This is a genomic window from Gallaecimonas mangrovi, assembly GCF_003367375.1.
Lineage (GTDB): Bacteria > Pseudomonadota > Gammaproteobacteria > Enterobacterales > Gallaecimonadaceae > Gallaecimonas > Gallaecimonas mangrovi.
The window spans coordinates 275,001-295,261 of sequence record NZ_CP031416.1 but is presented as its reverse complement, the minus strand read 5'-3'; the positions used below and the strand labels follow the sequence as shown (position 1 = coordinate 295,261).

Annotated in this window: 14 protein-coding genes, 4 tRNA genes and 2 rRNA genes (1 of these 20 only partly in view); all 20 read right to left on the bottom strand. The window is 52.3% G+C overall.

The window, feature by feature from the left end:
• Positions 1 to 54: 54 nt before the first annotated feature.
• Entirely contained in the window at positions 55 to 525 is a 471-nt protein-coding gene (gene rpsG / locus DW350_RS01360) for a 30S ribosomal protein S7 (RefSeq protein ID WP_115717134.1), read from the bottom strand.
• An 82-nt stretch (positions 526 to 607) separates the two neighbouring features.
• The gene (rpsL, locus tag DW350_RS01355) at positions 608 to 982 is read right to left on the bottom strand and encodes a 30S ribosomal protein S12 (RefSeq protein WP_008486781.1); all 375 of its coding nucleotides are present in this window, start codon (positions 980 to 982) and stop codon (positions 608 to 610) included.
• Positions 983 to 1,137: 155 nt separating this feature from the next.
• Positions 1,138 to 5,349, bottom strand: a complete 4,212-nt coding sequence (rpoC, locus tag DW350_RS01350) for a DNA-directed RNA polymerase subunit beta' (protein ID WP_115717133.1) — start codon at positions 5,347 to 5,349, stop codon at positions 1,138 to 1,140.
• Positions 5,350 to 5,429: 80 nt separating this feature from the next.
• A complete protein-coding gene (rpoB, locus tag DW350_RS01345) occupies positions 5,430 to 9,458 on the bottom strand; it encodes a DNA-directed RNA polymerase subunit beta (protein ID WP_115717132.1) in 4,029 nt (1,342 codons plus the stop codon).
• Between the two features lie 211 nt (positions 9,459 to 9,669).
• Complete coding sequence (rplL, locus tag DW350_RS01340) at positions 9,670 to 10,038, bottom strand: 50S ribosomal protein L7/L12 (RefSeq protein WP_115717131.1); 369 nt, start codon at positions 10,036 to 10,038, stop codon at positions 9,670 to 9,672.
• 47 nt (positions 10,039 to 10,085) lie between these two features.
• Entirely contained in the window at positions 10,086 to 10,589 is a 504-nt protein-coding gene (rplJ, locus tag DW350_RS01335; protein ID WP_115717130.1) for a 50S ribosomal protein L10, read from the bottom strand.
• 252 nt (positions 10,590 to 10,841) lie between these two features.
• Positions 10,842 to 11,540, bottom strand: a complete 699-nt coding sequence (rplA, locus tag DW350_RS01330) for a 50S ribosomal protein L1 (protein ID WP_115717129.1) — start codon at positions 11,538 to 11,540, stop codon at positions 10,842 to 10,844.
• 3 nt (positions 11,541 to 11,543) lie between these two features.
• The gene (rplK, locus tag DW350_RS01325) at positions 11,544 to 11,972 is read right to left on the bottom strand and encodes a 50S ribosomal protein L11 (RefSeq protein ID WP_115717128.1); all 429 of its coding nucleotides are present in this window, start codon (positions 11,970 to 11,972) and stop codon (positions 11,544 to 11,546) included.
• 128 nt (positions 11,973 to 12,100) lie between these two features.
• The gene (nusG, locus tag DW350_RS01320) at positions 12,101 to 12,643 is read right to left on the bottom strand and encodes a transcription termination/antitermination protein NusG (RefSeq protein WP_115717127.1); all 543 of its coding nucleotides are present in this window, start codon (positions 12,641 to 12,643) and stop codon (positions 12,101 to 12,103) included.
• A 4-nt stretch (positions 12,644 to 12,647) separates the two neighbouring features.
• Positions 12,648 to 13,037 carry a preprotein translocase subunit SecE gene (secE, locus tag DW350_RS01315; protein ID WP_115717126.1) on the bottom strand — a complete coding sequence of 130 codons (390 nt, stop codon included), beginning with the start codon at positions 13,035 to 13,037 and terminating at the stop codon, positions 12,648 to 12,650.
• A 291-nt stretch (positions 13,038 to 13,328) separates the two neighbouring features.
• Positions 13,329 to 14,513, bottom strand: a complete 1,185-nt coding sequence (tuf, locus tag DW350_RS01310) for an elongation factor Tu (RefSeq protein WP_115717125.1) — start codon at positions 14,511 to 14,513, stop codon at positions 13,329 to 13,331.
• Between the two features lie 98 nt (positions 14,514 to 14,611).
• Positions 14,612 to 14,687, bottom strand: a tRNA-Thr gene (locus DW350_RS01305).
• A 10-nt stretch (positions 14,688 to 14,697) separates the two neighbouring features.
• Positions 14,698 to 14,772, bottom strand: a tRNA-Gly gene (locus DW350_RS01300).
• Between the two features lie 42 nt (positions 14,773 to 14,814).
• Positions 14,815 to 14,899, bottom strand: a tRNA-Tyr gene (locus tag DW350_RS01295).
• Positions 14,900 to 15,056: 157 nt separating this feature from the next.
• Positions 15,057 to 15,770, bottom strand: a complete 714-nt coding sequence (locus tag DW350_RS01290; protein ID WP_115717124.1) for a type III pantothenate kinase — start codon at positions 15,768 to 15,770, stop codon at positions 15,057 to 15,059.
• Positions 15,751 to 16,725: a bifunctional biotin--[acetyl-CoA-carboxylase] ligase/biotin operon repressor BirA gene (birA, locus tag DW350_RS01285; RefSeq protein ID WP_192954771.1), complete on the bottom strand. Its 975-nt coding sequence runs from the start codon at positions 16,723 to 16,725 to the stop codon at positions 15,751 to 15,753. Before birA ends, DW350_RS01290 begins: the two co-directional genes overlap by 20 nt.
• A gap of 11 nt (positions 16,726 to 16,736) precedes the next feature.
• Entirely contained in the window at positions 16,737 to 17,759 is a 1,023-nt protein-coding gene (gene murB / locus DW350_RS01280) for a UDP-N-acetylmuramate dehydrogenase (RefSeq protein WP_115717122.1), read from the bottom strand.
• Positions 17,760 to 17,852: 93 nt separating this feature from the next.
• Positions 17,853 to 17,928: transfer RNA gene (locus DW350_RS01275), tRNA-Thr, on the bottom strand.
• Between the two features lie 13 nt (positions 17,929 to 17,941).
• Positions 17,942 to 18,056, bottom strand: a 5S ribosomal RNA gene (rrf, locus tag DW350_RS01270).
• Between the two features lie 116 nt (positions 18,057 to 18,172).
• Positions 18,173 to 20,261 (bottom strand): 23S ribosomal RNA (locus DW350_RS01265); it runs 802 nt beyond the window's last position.

Here is a 20,261-nt window from a genome sequence, read left to right as displayed (position 1 = left end):
AAACCTATGGTGATGCTGTTAAATATGTGGCCCCAAACAGGGACCACAACAGCATTACCAGCGGTAGTGAGCGAATGCTTTGTTCGCCTCTGCCATGCGATGCACGTCTTCGCGCTTCTTCACAGCAGAACCTTTGTTTTCGGCAGCGTCCAGCAGTTCACCAGCCAGACGGGCAGCCATAGATTTTTCACCGCGCTTACGAGCAGCATCTACCAGCCAGCGCATAGCCAGGGTGTTACGACGCACAGGGCGTACTTCAACAGGAACCTGGTAAGTAGAACCACCAACACGGCGAGATTTAACCTCTACCGCGGGGCGAACGTTGTCCAGTGCGGCTTCGAACAGTTCCATGTGCTCTTTACCGGATTTGTCGTTCATGATGTCCAGAGCACCATAAACGATTTTCTCGGCGATGGACTTCTTACCGTCAACCATCACAACGTTTACAAATTTGGCAATGATCTCGGATCCGAATTTCGGATCTGGCAGGATCTTGCGTTGACCGATCACGCGACGTCTTGGCATGACTCAATTCTCCGTATGCTTCAGGGGATACCCAAAACCTAATTAATGAATGCTTAGCTTGGCCTTACTTAACGGAGAACCATTAAGACTTAGGCCGCTTGGCGCCGTATTTAGAACGGGCCTGCTTACGATCTTTAACGCCAGCACAGTCAAGGGTGCCGCGAACGGTGTGATAACGCACACCTGGCAAGTCTTTTACACGACCGCCACGGATCAGAACAACGGAGTGCTCCTGCAGGTTGTGGCCTTCACCACCAATGTAGGAAGTCACTTCGAAGCCGTTGGTCAAACGTACACGGCATACTTTACGCAGTGCAGAGTTCGGCTTCTTCGGAGTGGTGGTGTACACACGAGTACAGACACCACGCTTTTGGGGGCAGGCTTCCAGCGCAGGAACGTTGCTTTTAGCAACTTTCTTGACGCGGGGCTTGCGCACCAGCTGGTTAATTGTAGCCATTAGCTTTGCTAACTCCTGGTTAGATGCTTTGTTCTTACGGTGAAAAATCGCCCCATTAAGGGCCGCGGCATTCTAAATGCCGCTCAAAAAAGTGTCAAGACAACAAAGGCCGTCCAGTAGATGGACGGCCTTTTTTATGTTGCGTTAACCGCTTTTTATTCGTCGCCACCCAGATCGGCGTTAAGCAGATCGGTCAGCGCTTTTTCGGCGTCATCGGCAGTCATTTGCGGCTCGGCAGCTGCAGGTTTAGCCCGCATACGGTTACGGTCCTGGTGATAGGAGTAACCGGTACCGGCCGGGATCAGACGGCCAACAATAACGTTTTCTTTCAAGCCACGCAGGTCATCAGCCTTACCGGACACGGCCGCTTCGGTCAGTACGCGGGTAGTCTCCTGGAAGGAGGCCGCAGAGATGAACGACTCGGTTGCCAAGGAGGCCTTGGTGATACCCAGCAGCTGGCGTTCGAAAGAAGCAGGCTGTTTGCCAGCATCTTCCAATTCGCGGTTAGCAATTTTAACCCGTGCCACTTCTTGAGTTTCACCTTCCAAGAAGTCGGAATCGCCGGCGCTAACGATGGTGCACTTACGCAGCATCTGGCGAACGATGGTTTCGATGTGCTTATCGTTGATCTTAACGCCTTGCAGACGGTAAACGTCTTGCACTTCGTTAACGATGTAACGAGCAACGGCTTCGATACCACGCAGACGCAGGATATCCTGAGGGGCTTCCGGACCGTCGGCGATAACTTCACCGCGGTGAACTTGTTCACCTTCGAACACGTTCAGCTGACGCCACTTCGGAATCATCTCTTCGTAAGCGTTACCTTCTGCCGGGGTGATCACCAAGCGACGTTTACCTTTGGTTTCTTTACCGAAGGAAATAGTACCGGTGATTTCCGCCAAAATGGCTGGCTCTTTCGGACGACGTGCTTCGAACAAGTCGGCAACCCGTGGCAAACCACCGGTGATGTCGCGAGTCTTAGACGTTTCTTGCGGGATACGCGCCAGGGCGTCACCCACGTTTACTTCGGAACCGTCATCCAAGTTAACGATAGCGTTACCAGGCAAGAAGTACTGGGCCGGGATGTCGGTACCAGCAATGTTTACGTCTTTGCCTTTATCGTCTACCAGTTTCACCATCGGGCGCATCTCTTTACCCGCGCTGGGGCGTTGAGATGGTTCCAGCACCACAATGCTGGACAGGCCAGTCAATTCGTCGGTTTGACGGCTCATGGTCACGCCTTCGAGCATGTCCACAAACTTAATGTGACCTTTTACCTCGGTGATGATTGGGTGCGTATGCGGGTCCCAGTTAGCGACAATGTCGCCACCCGATACCGCTTCGTTGTCTTTCTTAGACAACACCGCACCGTAAGGCAGTTTGTAACGCTCACGCTCACGGCCGTTTTCGTCAGTTACAGTCAACTCGGTAGAACGCGAGGTCACAACCAGTTTGCCGTCGCTGTTCTCAACGTACTTGGCGTTGTACAGCTTCAGGGAACCGTTGTTTTTGATCTGTACTGAGTTTTCAGCAGTTGCCCGCGATGCCGCACCACCGATGTGGAAGGTACGCATGGTCAGCTGAGTACCGGGTTCACCGATAGACTGCGCAGCGATAACACCGATGGCTTCACCACTGTTAATGATGTGGCCACGGGCCAAGTCACGGCCGTAACAGTGGGCACAAACACCAAAGTCGGTATCACAGGTGATAACAGAGCGTACTTTTACCTGGTCAACAGAGTTGGCTTCCAAGATATCAACCTTGGCTTCGTCCAACAGGGTGTTACGCGGCATCAGTACTTCATCAGTACCTGGCATCATCACGTCTTCACAGACCACACGACCCAGCACGCGCTCACGCAGCGGTTCAACAACGTCACCACCTTCGATCAGCGGACTCATCCACAGACCTTCATGGGTGCCACAGTCAGATTCGGTAATAACCAAATCTTGCGCCACGTCAACCAGACGACGAGTCAGGTAACCGGAGTTTGCGGTTTTCAGTGCGGTATCGGCCAGACCTTTACGCGCACCGTGCGTGGAGATGAAGTACTGCAGTACGTTCAGACCTTCACGGAAGTTCGCGGTGATCGGCGTTTCGATGATGGAGCCATCAGGCTTGGCCATCAGACCACGCATACCCGCCAACTGACGGATCTGCGCCGCACTACCCCGAGCACCAGAGTCCGCCATCATGTAGATGGAGTTGAAGGACGCTTGGGTTTCCATTTTGCCTTCGCGGTTCTCTACTTCTTCAGTAGAGAGGTTGCTCATCATGGCTTTGGAAACGCGCTCGTTCGCGGTTGACCAGATATCGATTACTTTGTTGTAACGCTCGCCAGCGGTTACCAGACCAGAAGCAAACTGCTCTTGGATCTCGGCTACTTCGGCCTCAGCTTCGCTGATGATGGCCGCTTTAGCGTCTGGGATAACCATGTCGTCGATACCCACGGAAGCACCCGCCAAGGTGGCGTAGTGGAAACCGGTGTACATCAGCTGGTCAGCAAAGATAACGGTATCTTTCAGACCCAGACGACGGTAACAGGCGTTCAGCAAGCGAGAAATTTGCTTTTTACCCATGTTCTGGTTGAACAGCTCAAAAGGCATACCTTTTGGCTGGATCAAGCTCAGAATGGCACGGCCGATGGTGGTGTCGGTCAAACGAATATCTTCGTTGTAACCGCCGTTGCCATCTTCAACCCAGTGGCTGATGCGCACTTTAACGCGAGCATGCAGGTCAGCCAGGCCAGCGCGATAGAGTTTCTCGGCTTCCTTAGGACCACGCAGCACCATGCCTTCACCTTTGGCATTGATGCGCTCACGGCTCATGTAGTACAGGCCCAATACAACGTCCTGAGAAGGCACGATGATAGGTTCACCGTTGGCAGGAGACAGGATGTTGTTGGTCGACATCATCAGCGCGCGGGCTTCGAGCTGGGCTTCCAGAGTCAGCGGTACGTGTACCGCCATTTGGTCACCATCGAAGTCAGCGTTATAGGCAGCACAGACCAGCGGGTGCAGCTGAATGGCCTTACCTTCAATCAGTACCGGTTCGAATGCCTGAATACCCAAACGGTGCAGAGTGGGTGCACGGTTCAGCATAACGGGATGTTCGCGGATCACTTCATCCAGAACGTCCCACACCTCGGCCACTTCACGCTCAACCATTTTCTTGGCCGCTTTGATGGTAGTAGCCAGGCCACGACCTTCAAGTTTGCCGTAGATGAAAGGCTTGAACAGCTCAAGGGCCATTTTCTTCGGCAAGCCGCACTGATGCAGACGCAGAGTCGGACCTACGGTGATAACGGAACGACCAGAGTAGTCGACACGTTTACCCAGCAAGTTCTGACGGAACCGACCTTGCTTACCCTTGATCATATCGGCAAGGGATTTCAGCGGACGGCGGTTAGAACCGGTGATAGCACGACCACGACGGCCGTTATCCAGCAGGGCATCAACCGCTTCTTGTAGCATCCGCTTTTCGTTACGCACGATAATATCCGGCGCAGCCAGATCCAGCAGACGTTTGAGACGGTTGTTACGGTTGATCACGCGGCGATACAGATCGTTCAGATCTGAAGTTGCGAAACGGCCACCGTCCAGCGGTACCAACGGACGCAGGTCCGGCGGCAACACAGGCAGTACAGCCATGATCATCCATTCCGGCTTGTTGCCGGATTTAAAGAAGGCTTCCATCAACTTCAGACGCTTGGTCACTTTCTTGCGACGGGTCTCGGAGTTAATAGAAGGCAGCTCTTCACGCATCTGCTCGATTTCTTTTTCGAGTTCGATACGCTTCAGAAGCTCCTGCACCGCTTCGGCACCCATGCGGGCGTCAAACTCGTCGCCCCACTGCTCGAGTGCATCCAGATACTGATCTTCAGTCAGCATGGAGCTACGTTCGAGGTTGGTCATGCCCGGCTCAATAACAACGTAGCTTTCGAAATAAAGCACACGCTCGATATCACGCAGGGTCATGTCCAGCAGCAGACCGATACGGGACGGCAGGGACTTAAGGAACCAGATGTGAGCAACGGGGCTAGCCAGCTCGATGTGACCCATGCGCTCACGGCGCACTTTGGTCAGAGTGACTTCAACACCACATTTTTCACAGATAACGCCACGGTGTTTCAGGCGTTTGTACTTACCGCACAGACATTCATAGTCTTTAACTGGCCCGAAGATACGCGCACAGAAAAGACCGTCACGCTCCGGCTTGAAGGTACGGTAGTTAATGGTCTCAGGCTTTTTGACTTCGCCGTAAGACCAAGAGCGAATCATGTCAGGAGACGCAAGACCGATGCGAATAGCATCAAATTCTTCAGTCTTGTTCTGCTGTTTCAAAAACTTGAGTAAGTCTTTCACGCTTTTCTCCTATCGGAGTTAAACCCTGCGGGGCGACGCGAACGCCGCCCCCAAATCTCGATTCACTTCGGCCTTGCGGCTTACTCTTCGTCCAGCTCGATGTTAATACCCAAAGAGCGGATTTCCTTCAGCAATACGTTGAAGGACTCGGGCATGCCCGGCTCCATGGAGTAGTCGCCATCCACGATGTTTTTGTACATCTTGGTACGGCCGTTCACATCGTCCGACTTGACGGTGAGCATTTCCTGCAGGGTGTAGGCGGCGCCGTAGGCTTCCAGAGCCCAGACTTCCATCTCACCGAACCGCTGACCACCGAACTGTGCCTTACCACCCAGCGGTTGCTGAGTAACCAGGCTGTAAGAACCGGTGGAACGGGCGTGCATTTTGTCGTCAACCAAGTGGTTCAGTTTCAGCATGTACATGTAACCCACGGTTACCGCACGCTCAAACTCATTACCGGTACGACCGTCGTGAAGTTTGATCTGACCAGAACGGGGTAAACCAGCCAGCTCCAGCATGTCTTTAATGGTGCTTTCAGCACAGCCATCAAATACTGGGGTAGCAATTGGTACACCACCTTTAAGGTGCTTGGCTAAACGAATGACTTCGTCATCGCTGAAGCTGTCGATGTCCACTTCCTGACGGTAGTTGCCAAGGGCATATACCTTTTTCAGGAATTCGCGCAGTTCAGCAATTTCACGCTGCTCTTGCAGCATTTCATTGATGCGCTCACCAACACCTTTAGCAGCCATCCCCAAGTGAGTCTCGAGGATCTGACCGATGTTCATCCGCGACGGTACGCCTAGCGGGTTCAGCACGATATCAACGGGGTTACCGTTTTCGTCGTACGGCATGTCTTCAACAGGAACAATGGTGGAAATAACACCTTTGTTACCGTGACGACCGGCCATCTTGTCACCAGGCTGTACGCGGCGTTTAACGGCCAGGTAAACCTTAACGATCTTCAGCACACCCGGAGCCAGGTCATCACCTTGGATGATCTTGGCGCGTTTAGCTTCGAACTTCTTATCGAAGTCGGCTTTGATCTCAACCAGCTGCTCAGCAATCTTTTCCAGCTCAACTTGCTTGGCTTCGTCATCAATGGACTGTTCCAGCAATTTGGCTTTCTCAAGCTTGGCAACTTTGGCTTCGTCGAAACCGGAAGACAGCAGCAGGTTCTTGGCACGGTCATAGATACCGGCTTCAAGGATCTGGAACTCTTCGGTCAGGTCTTTTTTGGCCTGCTTGAGTTGCATCTCTTCGATTTCAAGAGCGCGTTTGTCTTTTTCGACGCCGTCACGGGTAAACACCTGCACATCGATAACGGTACCGAAGGTAGAACCCGGTACACGTAAGGAGGTGTCTTTAACGTCAGACGCTTTCTCACCGAAGATGGCGCGCAGCAGCTTTTCTTCCGGAGTCAGTTGGGTTTCACCTTTAGGCGTTACCTTACCAACCAGGATGTCACCAGGCTTCACTTCGGCACCGATATAAACGATACCGGATTCGTCAAGCTTGGACAGCGCAGACTCACCCACGTTCGGGATGTCAGCAGTAATCTCTTCTGGCCCCAACTTGGTATCGCGAGCCACACAGGACAGTTCCTGAATGTGGATGGTGGTGAAGCGATCTTCTTGCACCACGCGCTCGGAAATAAGGATGGAGTCCTCGAAGTTGTAACCGTTCCAAGGCATGAACGCGACGCGCATGTTCTGGCCAAGAGCCAGGTCACCCAAGTCGGTAGACGGGCCGTCAGCCAGCACGTCGCCACGAACAATGGGGTCGCCCACGTTACACACCGGCTTCTGGTTGATGCAGGTGTTTTGGTTGGAACGGGTGTACTTAATCAGGTTGTAGATGTCGATGCCGGCTTCGCCTGGCAGCATTTCATCTTCATTAACCTTAACCACGATGCGGGAAGCATCGACATAGTCGATGGAGCCGCCACGCTTAGCAACCACACAAACGCCGGAGTCAACCGCCAGGGTACGCTCCATACCGGTACCAACCAGCGGCTTATCAGCGCGCAGAGTCGGAACCGCCTGACGTTGCATGTTCGAGCCCATCAAGGCGCGGTTAGCATCATCGTGTTCAAGGAAGGGGATCAACGCCGCTGCAACCGACACGATCTGCTGCGGACTTACGTCCATCAGCTGAATGTCGCTTGCATTCATGTAGGTTGATTCACCTTTATGACGGCAAGGTACCAGCTCGTCCAGCAGACGGTTATTTTCGTCTACGGCAGCATTAGCCTGGGCCACCACATACTGACCTTCTTCGATTGCAGACAGGTATTCGACATCGTCGGTTACCTGGCCATCAACCACCTTACGGTACGGGGTTTCGAGGAAACCATACTCGTTGGTGCGCGCGAAGCTGGACAGTGAGTTAATCAGACCGATGTTCGGACCTTCAGGGGTTTCGATAGGACACAGACGACCGTAGTGAGTCGGGTGTACGTCTCGAACCTCAAAGCCGGCACGTTCACGGGTCAAACCGCCTGGGCCAAGAGCCGAAATACGACGCTTGTGAGTTACCTCGGACAGCGGGTTGTTTTGGTCCATGAACTGAGACAGCTGGCTGGAACCGAAGAACTCTTTAACGGCCGCGCTAATAGGCTTGGCGTTAATAAGGTCTTGCGGCATCAAGCCATCCATGTCGCCCAGAGACAAACGCTCACGAACGGCGCGTTCTACACGCACCAGGCCAACACGGAACTGGTTCTCGGCCATTTCGCCTACAGAGCGAATACGACGGTTACCCAGGTGGTCGATGTCATCCACTTCACCGCGACCGTTACGGATCTCGATAAGGGTTTTCATGACATCAATAATGTCTTGGTTGTCCAGAACCCCTGAACCTTCGATGGTGTCACGGCCAACACGACGGTTGAACTTCATCCGGCCAACAGTGGACAGATCGTAACGGTCATCAGAGAAGAACAGGTTGTTGAACAGTGCCTCGGCAGCTTCGCGGGTTGGCGGCTCACCAGGACGCATCATGCGGTAGATCTCAACCAGCGCTTCAAGGCGGCTATTAGTAGAGTCAACACGCACGGTTTCAGACATGTAGGCGCCGTGGTCCAGGTCGTTGAAATACAGAGTTTCAACGGCCTTGAAGCCAGCTTGAGACAGCTTCGCCAGCAAATCCAGGGACAGTTCCTGGTTAGCGGCAGCAATCACTTCACCACTGGTTTCGTCGACATAGTCTTTGGCCAGTACCTTACCGATAATGTAATCGGTTGGTACTTCCAATTTATCCATGCCGTCTTTTTCCATCTGGCGTACGTGACGCGCAGTTACGCGGCGGCCTTTTTCGACCAGCACCTCACCTTTAACATCCTTGATGTCAAAGGTGGCGGTATCACCACGCAGACGCTCTGGAACCAGAGTCATCATCAGCTTGTCTTTCTTGATCTCGAAAGTCACCTTCTCGAAGAACAGATCAAGAATTTCCTCGGTGCTGTAATCCAAGGCACGCAAAATGATGGAAGCTGGCAGCTTACGGCGACGGTCGATACGCACAAAGAGATTATCTTTGGGATCGAATTCGAAATCCAGCCAGGAACCACGGTAAGGAATGATGCGAGCGTTGTAGAGGACCTTACCGGAAGAGTGGGTCTTACCACGATCGTGATCGAAGAATACACCGGGTGAACGGTGCAGCTGAGAAACAATAACCCGCTCAGTACCGTTGATAACAAAGGTACCGTTGTCCGTCATCAGGGGAATTTCACCCATGTAGACTTCTTGTTCACGGATGTCTTTTACCGTGCCAGGAGCTGCTTCTTTATCAAACAGCACCAAGCGCAGTTTCACCCGCAGTGGTGCCGCATAGGTAACGCCACGAATTTGGCATTCCTGTACGTCAAACACGGGCTCGCCAAGGCGATAGCTAACGTATTGGAGCTCGGCATTGCCGGAATAGCTCTTGATTGGAAATACAGAACGGAAAGCGGCTTCCAGGCCGTTTTGACCGTCTGGGTCCATCTCGATGAACTTTGTAAAAGAGTCCAACTGGATGGAAAGAAGGAAAGGGACGTCCAATACTTGTGAACGTTTACCGAAATCCTTACGGATGCGTTTTTTCTCTGTGTAAGAGTACACCATGGGGTTCCTCAGCTCGCGAAAGTGTGACCCACTAATGTCCGACGGGACAGTCTCAGCGCAACGTCGTTATGTCGCGGCAATCCGGGTGACCGTCTTGCCGGAATAGGCAAAATAAACGACGCGAAATTTTGCCTATTCCTACAGCGCGAAAAGGCCGGTGGCGCTACGCCACCAGCCTTTGCCCCGCAAAGGGCAGTAATCTAGACCTAGATTACTTGATCTCAACAGAAGCACCAGCTTCTTCGAGGTCTTTCTTAAGCGCTTCGGCTTCTTCTTTGGAGATGCCTTCTTTGATGGTAGCCGGAGCGGACTCAACCAGGTCTTTGGCTTCTTTCAGGCCCAGACCGGTAGCGCTACGAACTGCTTTGATGGAGGCAACTTTGTTGGCGCCAGCGGCAGTCAGGACTACGTCAAATTCGGTTTTCTCTTCGGCAGCAGCAGCGCCAGCGTCGCCAGCAACGGCAACAGCAGCAGCGGCAGAAACGCCGAATTTTTCTTCCATAGCTTCAACCAGCTCAACCACTTCCATTACGGACATGGCAGCTACGGCTTCAAGGATTTGATCTTTAGTTACGGACATGACTCAAGTTCCTAATTACTGAAGTATTCGTTACAGCCAAATTGCCCTTAGGCAGCTTCGGCTTCTTTTTGATCGCGCAGTGCGGCCAGGGTACGAACCAGCTTACCAGCGGCGGCTTCTTTCATAGTCGCCATCAGCTTGGCCAGAGCTTCTTCGTAGGTCGGCAGTTTTGCGAGACGGTCAATGTCTGCTGCAGGGATAAATTCCCCGTTGAAGGCAGCACCTTTTACCTCAAACTTGTCGTTCTCTTTGGCGAAGTCTTTGAAAAGACGTGCCGCGGCACCGGGGTGCTCGTTAGAGAAAGCGATCAAAGTTGGGCCAACAAAAACGTCAGACAGTACTGAGTAATCAGTACCTTCTACTGCACGACGCGCGAGGGTGTTACGAACAACCTTCACGAAAATACCCTGAGAACGGGCAGTCGCACGCAGCTGAGTCATTGCCGCTACAGTTACGCCGCGTGAATCGGCTACAACTGCAGAAAGCGCGCCTTTGGCAGCTTCGTTGACTTCAGCAACAATTGCTTTTTTGTCGTCGAGTCTTAATGCCATTGGCTTACTCCTGGATTTAACCGGTCAAACCGGTAGTAATACATGCCCGACAACGTCGGACAACCTTACGGTGACAGCATCCAAGAGAGAAAAATCTCTTAGGGCCTACACCGTCTGCGTAGGATATTTTTAAGCCCGAGGGCTCCTACGGTCTTGGACGAACGCCCAATAATTGAGCGTCGACCCATGCGAAAGCGCCAGAGTATAACACCTGCTGACGCTTTCGCCAATCTCTCTCAAAGCGGTTCTGGATTATTGAACTTCCAGAGTGCTTTGATCGATAGAAACACCAGCGCCCATGGTGGTGGACAGGCTGATTTTCTTAATGAACTGACCTTTAGAAGTAGCAGGTTTTGCTTTCTTCAGAGCAGCCAGCAATGCTTCAAGGTTTTCTTTCAGCTTGCCATCTTCGAAATCGGCCTTACCAATGGTGGTATGCACGATGCCGTTTTTGTCGTTACGGTAACGAACCTGACCAGCTTTGGCGTTTTTAACCGCTTCAGCAACGTTAGGCGTTACAGTACCAACTTTCGGGTTAGGCATCAGACCACGGGGACCCAGGATCTGGCCCAGCATACCCACAACGCGCATGGCGTCAGGGGAAGCGATAACCACATCAAAGTCCATTTGGCCAGCTTTAACTTGCTCGGCCAGGTCTTCCATACCTACGATGTCAGCGCCTGCTTCTTTAGCAGCTTCAGCGTTGGCACCTTGAGTGAACACAGCAACGCGAACGCTACGGCCAGTACCGTGGGGCAGCACAGTGGCGCCACGTACGTTCTGGTCGGATTTACGTGCGTCGATGCCCAGGTTCACGGCAACGTCGATGCTTTCAACGAATTTGGCGTTAGCCAGCTCTTTGAGCAGGGCAACAGCTTCATTGATTGCGTAGTCTTGGGTGGCGTTAACTTTCTCACGGATGAGACGCATACGCTTGGTCAGCTTAGCCATCTATTAATCCTCCACAACCAGGCCCATGGAACGGGCAGAACCGGCGATGGTACGCACAGCGGCGTCCAAATCAGCAGCGGTCAGATCCGGCTCTTTCAGCTTGGCAATATCTTCCAGCTGAGTGCGGGTAACCTTGCCCACTTTATCAACGTGCGGCTTTTTAGAGCCACTTTTGATACCAGCAGCTTTCTTCAGCAAGAAGCTAGCAGGCGGGGTTTTGGTGATGAAAGTGAAGGAGCGGTCATTGTATACAGTGATGACCACAGGCAGCGGCATGCCTTTTTCCATAGATTCGGTACGGGCGTTAAAACCTTTACAGAATTCCATGATGTTCACGCCATGCTGACCCAGAGCAGGACCAATCGGCGGGCTCGGGTTAGCCATACCAGCTGATACTTGCAGCTTGATATAGGCTTGTACTTTCTTAGCCATGATATACCTCGTTAAGTGGGTTCAAGCGCCTTTAAAAAGGCTCCCCGTTAGGATCCCTAAAAAATTAGGGCAGCGAATTCTACTGAATCTCGCTGCCCCTGCCAAGCTTGTTGGCGAATTTTCGTGCGTTAGCCTTTTTCGACTTGGCCGAAATCCAGCTCAACCGGCGTAGAACGACCAAAGATCATGACGGATACTTTCAGGCGGTTCTTCTCGTAATCGACCTCTTCAACGGTACCGTTGAAGTCGGCAAATGGGCCGTCAGTAACCCGCACCACTTCACCAGGCTCGAACAAGGTTTTGTGGCGTGGCTTGTCGACAGCTTCCTGCAGACGATTGAGAATAGCGTCGGCTTCTTTGTCTGAAATTGGCGCTGGACGATCGGAGGTTCCACCGATAAAGCCCATAACGCGAGGAATGGAACGAACCAAGTGCCAAGACTCATCGTTCATAGCCATGTTGACTAACACATAACCAGGGAAGAATTTACGCTCGGACTTACGCTTTTGCCCAGCGCGCATTTCTACCACTTCTTCAGTAGGGACTAATACCTCACCGAAGTGCTCTTCCATGCCATGCATTTTAATATGTTCGCGCAGCGACTGGGCTACGCGTGATTCAAAGCCTGAAAAGGCCTGAACGACATACCAACGTTTTTTCTGTTCAGACATGAAGTCAGACCCTCAAACCTGTAAACCAACCAATCACACGGACCAAAATACCGTCCATAGCCCAAAGCAGCAGACCCATAATGGCAACGGCTGCCATGATGATCAAAGTCGTATGAACCGTCTCTTGGCGAGTCGGCCAAACCACTTTACGTACTTCGGTACGAGATTCTTTGGCAAAGGCCAGCGCCTGTTTACCTTTATTGGTCATAGAAACCAGACCAATGGCAACGGCAAAAACAGCAACACCAACGATGGCACGGACCAAAGTAGAGATGCCTTGGCCATAAACTACGTTCGCGGCTACCAGGCCCGCCAACAAGACAATTACCAAGAGCCACAAAACCACGTCGAGGGCGCTTTTGGGCTGCTGTTGATGTTCAGTATTCACACTCATCATGACCAACCTAGTCAATGTTCGTCGATTCGATTCCACTCTTTGGTGGATCACCCGGCAGCAGGTGACAACGAAGAATGATATTGGAACTCTTCGGGCGTCTGATACTAACGCCTTACTGCTTATGTCCCCTGCCGTTCCTGTTAGATTGCGACCTTACGGAAGCGAGCTGCCGATACTACCAGAATGTCTGCAACATTTCTTGTGGGATCTTTAGGCAGTGGAGGATATTTTTTGCGTACTCAGAAAAACAGGGCGCCGAGGCGCCCTGTTTTCTAGCAATCACTGCACTTAGGCAAGGATTTTGGCTACTACGCCAGCGCCTACGGTACGGCCACCTTCGCGGATGGCGAAACGCAGACCTTCATCCATCGCGATAGGAGCAATCAGCTCTACTACCATCTGGATGTTGTCGCCTGGCATTACCATCTCTACGCCTTCTGGCAGTTCGATGGTGCCGGTTACGTCAGTTGTACGGAAGTAGAACTGCGGACGGTAACCTTTGAAGAACGGAGTATGACGACCACCTTCTTCTTTGCTCAGCACGTACACTTCTGATTCGAACTTGGTGTGCGGCTTGATTGAACCAGGCTTACACAGTACTTGACCGCGCTCTACTTCATCACGCTTAGTACCACGCAGCAGAACACCTACGTTCTCACCGGCACGGCCTTCGTCCAGCAATTTGCGGAACATTTCTACACCAGTACAGGTGGTTTTAGTGGTCGCGTTGATACCCACGATCTCCACTTCTTCACCAACCTTGATAATGCCCTGCTCTACACGACCGGTCACTACGGTACCTCGGCCTGAGATGGAGAACACGTCTTCTACTGGCAGGATGAACGGCTTGTCAATGGCACGCTCTGGCTCTGGGATGTAGGTATCCAGGGCTTCGCCCAGCTCAATGATTTTCTTTTCCCACTCTGCATCGCCTTCCAGCGCTTTCAGAGCAGAACCTTTGATCACCGGCAGGTCGTCACCTGGGAAGTCGTACTGGCTCAGCAGTTCACGTACTTCCATTTCAACCAGCTCTTGCAGCTCTTCGTCATCTACCATGTCACATTTGTTCATGAACACGATGATGTACGGTACGCCTACCTGGCGACCCAGCAGGATGTGCTCACGAGTCTGTGGCATCGGGCCGTCAGTGGCCGCTACTACCAGAATAGCGCCGTCCATCTGAGCAGCACCGGTGATCATGTTTTTCACGTAGTCGGCGTGGCCGGGGCAGTCAACGTGCGCGTAGTGGCGAGTCGGGGTGTCGTACTCTACGTGAGAAGTAGAAATGGTGATACCACGTGCTTTCTCTTCCGGCGCGTTGTCGATTTGGTCGAACGCTTTAGCGCTACCGCCGTAAGTTTTAGACAGTACGGTGGTGATGGCTGCGGTCAGAGTGGTTTTACCGTGGTCAACGTGACCGATGGTACCTACGTTGACGTGCGGTTTCGTACGCTCAAATTTTTCTTTAGACATGATAGTCCCTCGGTTCACAATTTGACTGCCAAACGGCTGTCGTTAGAAATTGCATATACAAGAAAGATATTATGGCTTGAAAGGCAGGGAGGGAAAAGTGGTGCTGATAGGCAGATTCGAACTGCCGACCTCACCCTTACCAAGGGTGCGCTCTACCAACTGAGCTATATCAGCGCACTATAATTGGAGCGGGCAGCGGGAATCGAACCCGCATCATCAGCTTGGAAGGCTGAGGTAATAGCCATTATACGATGCCCGCTTACTGTCCCTTTATTTGAGAGGCTACCTCAAACCATGAATATGGTGGTGGGGGAAGGATTCGAACCTTCGAAGGCTGAGCCGTCAGATTTACAGTCTGATCCCTTTGGCCACTCGGGAACCCCACCGAATTATTCTGTCCTGATTTGAGCGTTCGCACGCTTCGGGCCGGTCAGAAGCCCATTAAGTGGTGCGCATTCTATGAAAAGGAACCAGCCAGGGCAATAGTTTCTGATGGCTATTTGCCTGAATTTGCTGTCATCTGCGCAAACTTTGGCCAATGGGTTACACGTATAGTGCCAAACCTTCTAAAACCAGCTCCGGGCGCACTTCGCCTAACGTCAGCTGCGACTCGGGTAAATAACGCAAACCGCCACCGGTCATCAGCACCGGAGTGTCACTCCCCGCAACGGCTTTAACACGCGCAACGGCCTCGTTGACAAAGCCGCTGACCATGGCCCGGCAACCGCTATAGAGACCGGCACCGGTGTCTGGGGCAAAAGTCAGTTCCCCTTCAGTAGCCTCAAGGCCTATCACTTTGGCAGTGTGGCTCAGTACAGCATCGGTCATCATTTTAAAGCCTGGCGCTATCCAACCGCCGAGGTGGCGGCCCTTATCATCGATAAGGTCAGCCGTGGCAGCAGTACCGATGTCGAGAATAAGGCAGGAACGATGCAGATGTTGGTAGGCAGCGAGCATCGCTAACCAGCGATCAACACCCAGCTTTAAGGGGTCACTGTAGCTATTGGTTACACCAAACGCCTGCGTTTCACTTTTGATCTGCCGGCACCACAAACTGTGTTCTTCCGCAAACCGCAATAACTGCCCCGCCAAAGGATCATGGCCAACAGAGGCGAACAACAAACCACTGCAGCCCGCTGGCACGGGCATTTTCATCAGTTCATAGTGGGAGAAACGGCCCAGCGCAGTCAGCTTGCCGTTTTCCAATAAAGCAGATTTGAGATAGGTATTGCCGACCTCAACCAAAAGCGTTGTCATGGCTTCTCATCGATAGTTCGCCGCCATAAATGCGGTTAATTTGACCTGCAGATTCAAGTAGCAAAGCACCATCACTCTCGATGCCCCGGCATATTCCCACCTGCTGGCTCTTTTCATTTTTGAGCACCACAGCTTGGCCCCAAAAGCAGTCAAGACGATTCCAATCGTCGACAAAGGGTGCTAGGCCTTGCTCGCTGAAAAGTCCAAGGGCCTCCCGGAGCCGGGATATTACCTGAACTGCCAGCTCAGTGCGATCTATCTGGCGATTGTAGATCTGTTGCATATCGGTCCAAGGCTGCCCCACCCGGCCGGCCGACTCAGGCGGCATGGCCACATTAAGGCCCACTCCAATAATGATATTGACCGGCCCATTCGCCTGCCCCACCATCTCAACCAAAATGCCACCTAGCTTGCGGCCATTGTGGTAAAGGTCATTTGGCCATTTAAGCCTGATGCCGTCGCCCAGCAAGTCGTTAATCGCATTGGCTACCGCCACACCCGTCACCAAGCTCAAGCCTTGCAAAGCGGCATTACGGCTATCCAGTTGCCAGAACATACTGAAATAAAGATGCGCACCAAAAGGCGAAACCCACAGTTGCCCGCGGCGGCCACGCCCGGCGGTTTGGCATTCGGCCAAGACCACTTCGCCATTGGCTGGCTCGCGAATGGCTTTAACAATGTCATTGGTTGAACCAACCTCGGACCACAGCTGTAACTTTTCACCCAGCCCGGCTTTCAGCCCTTTCTCGTTCAACAGCGAAATAGAATACGGCAGCCGATAACCACGGCCTTTGACACTAAAAATATCCAAACCCAGGCGGCGCAGTTCAGCCATGCGTTTTGACACTGAAGCACGAGACAACGAAAGCTGCTCGCCAAGTTCTTCGCCTGAATGAAAATGCCCGTCAGCTAACGTGTCTAACAGCAGCTGATTGGCAGCATCGAATCGTTTCATAACAGCCATCTTTAAAGTGAAATTTCGCCGGTTTGACCTATCAAACGCACTTCCGGCGTCAGGGTTACGCCAAACTTGTTCTTCACATCATCCCGGATCTGCCGGGCCAAACTTAGTAGTTCTTCAGCCTTAGCCTGGCCATGGTTAACCAGCACCAAGGCTTGTTGGTGGTGTACACCGGCCGCCCCTAGTTTTTTACCTTTCCAACCGGCCTGATCAATAAGCCAAGCAGCAGCAATTTTGACTTGGCCCTCGGTGGTAGGGTAACCCGGCACATTACTGTACTGGCGACTGATCTCAGCAAAGTCGGCCTGGCTTAATGTTGGATTCTTAAAAAAGCTACCCGCATTACCCAGCAGCTTGGGGTCAGGTAATTTGCTACGCCTAGCTGATTTAACACAATCAGCAACCGTCTGGGGAGTGAGGTTGTTTTCTGGCAATTGCGACAATGGCGCATAGGCTAAAACGGCTTGCCAAGGCTTAGGTAAATAAAGGCCAACAGCGGTGATCAATACCTTGCCTTGCAGCGCCTGTTTAAACACCGAGTCTCGGTAGCCAAACTGGCATTCCTCTTTATTGAGTTGCTGGATATCGCCCGTCGTTAAATCCAGGTATTCGACGTACTCACAGCGATCTGCAAATTCAAGGCCATAAGCACCAATATTTTGGATAGGGGCTGCACCAGCGGTGCCAGGAATGAGGGCCAGATTTTCAAGGCCACCAAGCCCTTCTTGTAAGGTCCAGTCCACTAACTGTGGCCAGCTTTCGCCACCCATTACCCGAAGATGATAGGCATCTTCAGTTTCAGTAAGCACTTTTCCTTTCAAGGCATTTTGTAGAATAAGACCTTGATAGTCTTCGGCAAAAAGAACATTAGACCCGCCACCAAGGGGAAAAAATGCGGGATTGTTTCGAACTAATTCGGGGATGGCGGGCAGATCGTTTACAGACTCCAGCACTACCAATTTGGCAGCCCTAGCTTGAAGGCCGAAGGTATTAAAAGCAATCAGTGGCGCATCGGTGAGGATCTGCATTCTTAAAGCCGGTTTTTAAGGGGCGTCTAGTGTATACAAGATGCCCTTAACGAAAAAGCCCCGGTCATTTGACCGGGGCTTTTCATTTTTTAGTGGTGCTGATAGGCAGATTCGAACTGCCGACCTCACCCTTACCAAGGGTGCGCTCTACCAACTGAGCTATATCAGCACGCATATTAGGTGCCTGGCAGTGACCTACTCTCACATGGCGAATGCCACACTACCATCGGCGCAACTGCGTTTCACTTCTGAGTTCGGAATGGAGTCAGGTGGTTCCACAGCGCTATTGCCGCCAGGCGAATTCATTTAAGTCCGCTCAATGAGCCAACTTATCAATTCGGATTAAAGCTGATGTAACACTTTTAAGAGGTCTCACCCTTACTTGGCGTCCACCAAAACCCTTTGGGTGTTGTATGGTTAAGCCGCACGGGCAATTAGTACTGGTTAGCTCAACGTATCGCTACGCTTACACACCCAGCCTATCAACGTCCTGGTCTTGAACGACCCTTTAGGAGACTCGAAGTCTCAGGGATGACTCATCTCGAGGCTTGCTTCCCGCTTAGATGCTTTCAGCGGTTATCAATTCCGAACTTAGCTACCGGGCAGTGCCACTGGCGTGACAACCCGAACACCAGAGGTTCGTTCACTCCGGTCCTCTCGTACTAGGAGCAACCCCTCTCAATCATCCAACGCCCACGGCAGATAGGGACCGAACTGTCTCACGACGTTCTGAACCCAGCTCGCGTACCACTTTAAATGGCGAACAGCCATACCCTTGGGACCGACTTCAGCCCCAGGATGTGATGAGCCGACATCGAGGTGCCAAACACCGCCGTCGATATGAACTCTTGGGCGGTATCAGCCTGTTATCCCCGGAGTACCTTTTATCCGTTGAGCGATGGCCCTTCCATTCAGAACCACCGGATCACTATGACCTACTTTCGTACCTGCTCGACGTGTCTGTCTCGCAGTTAAGCTGGCTTATGCCATTGCACTAACCTCCTGATGTCCGACCAGGATTAGCCAACCTTCGTGCTCCTCCGTTACGCTTTAGGAGGAGACCGCCCCAGTCAAACTACCCACCAGACACTGTCCTTAATCCCGATAAGGGACCGAAGTTAGAACATCAAACATACAAGGGTGGTATTTCAAGGTTGGCTCCACACATACTGGCGTACGTGTTTCATAGCCTCCCACCTATCCTACACATGTAGGCTCAATGTTCAGTGTCAAGCTGTAGTAAAGGTTCACGGGGTCTTTCCGTCTAGCCGCGGGTACACTGCATCTTCACAGCGAGTTCAATTTCACTGAGTCTCGGATGGAGACAGCATGGCCATGGTTACACCATTCGTGCAGGTCGGAACTTACCCGACAAGGAATTTCGCTACCTTAGGACCGTTATAGTTACGGCCGCCGTTTACCGGGGCTTCGATCAAGAGCTTCACCTTACGGCTAACCCCATCAATTAACCTTCCGGCACCGGGCAGGTGTCACACCGTATACGTCCTCTTTCGAGTTTGCACAGTGCTGTGTTTTTGATAAACAGTCCCAGCCATCTGGTCACTGCGACTCTCAACTGCTTACGGAGCAAGTCCTTCACAATCAAGAGCGTACCTTCTCCCGAAGTTACGGTACTATTTTGCCTAGTTCCTTCACCCGAGTTCTCTCAAGCGCCTTAGTATTCTCTACCTGACCACCAGTGTTGGTTTGGGGTACGGTTCCTATGCAACTGAAGCTTAGAGGCTTTTCCTGGAAGCGTGGCATCAACAGCTTCGTGACCGTAGTCACTCGTCTCGTGTCTCGGAATTAGCAGCCCGGATTTACCTAAGCTACCTCCCTACGCACTTTCACATGGACAACCAACGCCATGCCTGCCTAGCCTTCTCCGTCCCCCCATCGCATTGCATAGAAGTACAGAAATATTAATCTGTTTCCCATCGACTACGGCTTTCGCCCTCGCCTTAGGAGCCGACTCACCCTGCCCCGATTAACGTTGGACAGGAACCCTTGGTCTTCCGGCGTGGAGGTTTTTCACCCCCATTAACGTTACTCATGTCAGCATTCGCACTTCTGATACCTCCAGCATGCCTCCCGACACACCTTCAACGGCTTACAGAACGCTCCTCTACCGCTCACACATAGTGTGAACCCGTAGCTTCGGTGCATAGCTTAGCCCCGTTACATCTTCCGCGCAGACCGACTCGACTAGTGAGCTATTACGCTTTCTTTAAAGGGTGGCTGCTTCTAAGCCAACCTCCTAGCTGTCTAAGCCTTTCCACATCGTTTCCCACTTAGCTATGACTTGGGGACCTTAGCTGACGGTCTGGGTTGTTTCCCTTTTGACAACGGACGTTAGCACCCGCTGTCTGTCTCCCGGATAGTACTCTTGGGTATTCGGAGTTTGCATGGGTTTGGTAAGTCGGGATGACCCCTAGCCCAAACAGTGCTCTACCCCCAAGGTATTCGTCCGAGGCGCTACCTAAATAGCTTTCGAGGAGAACC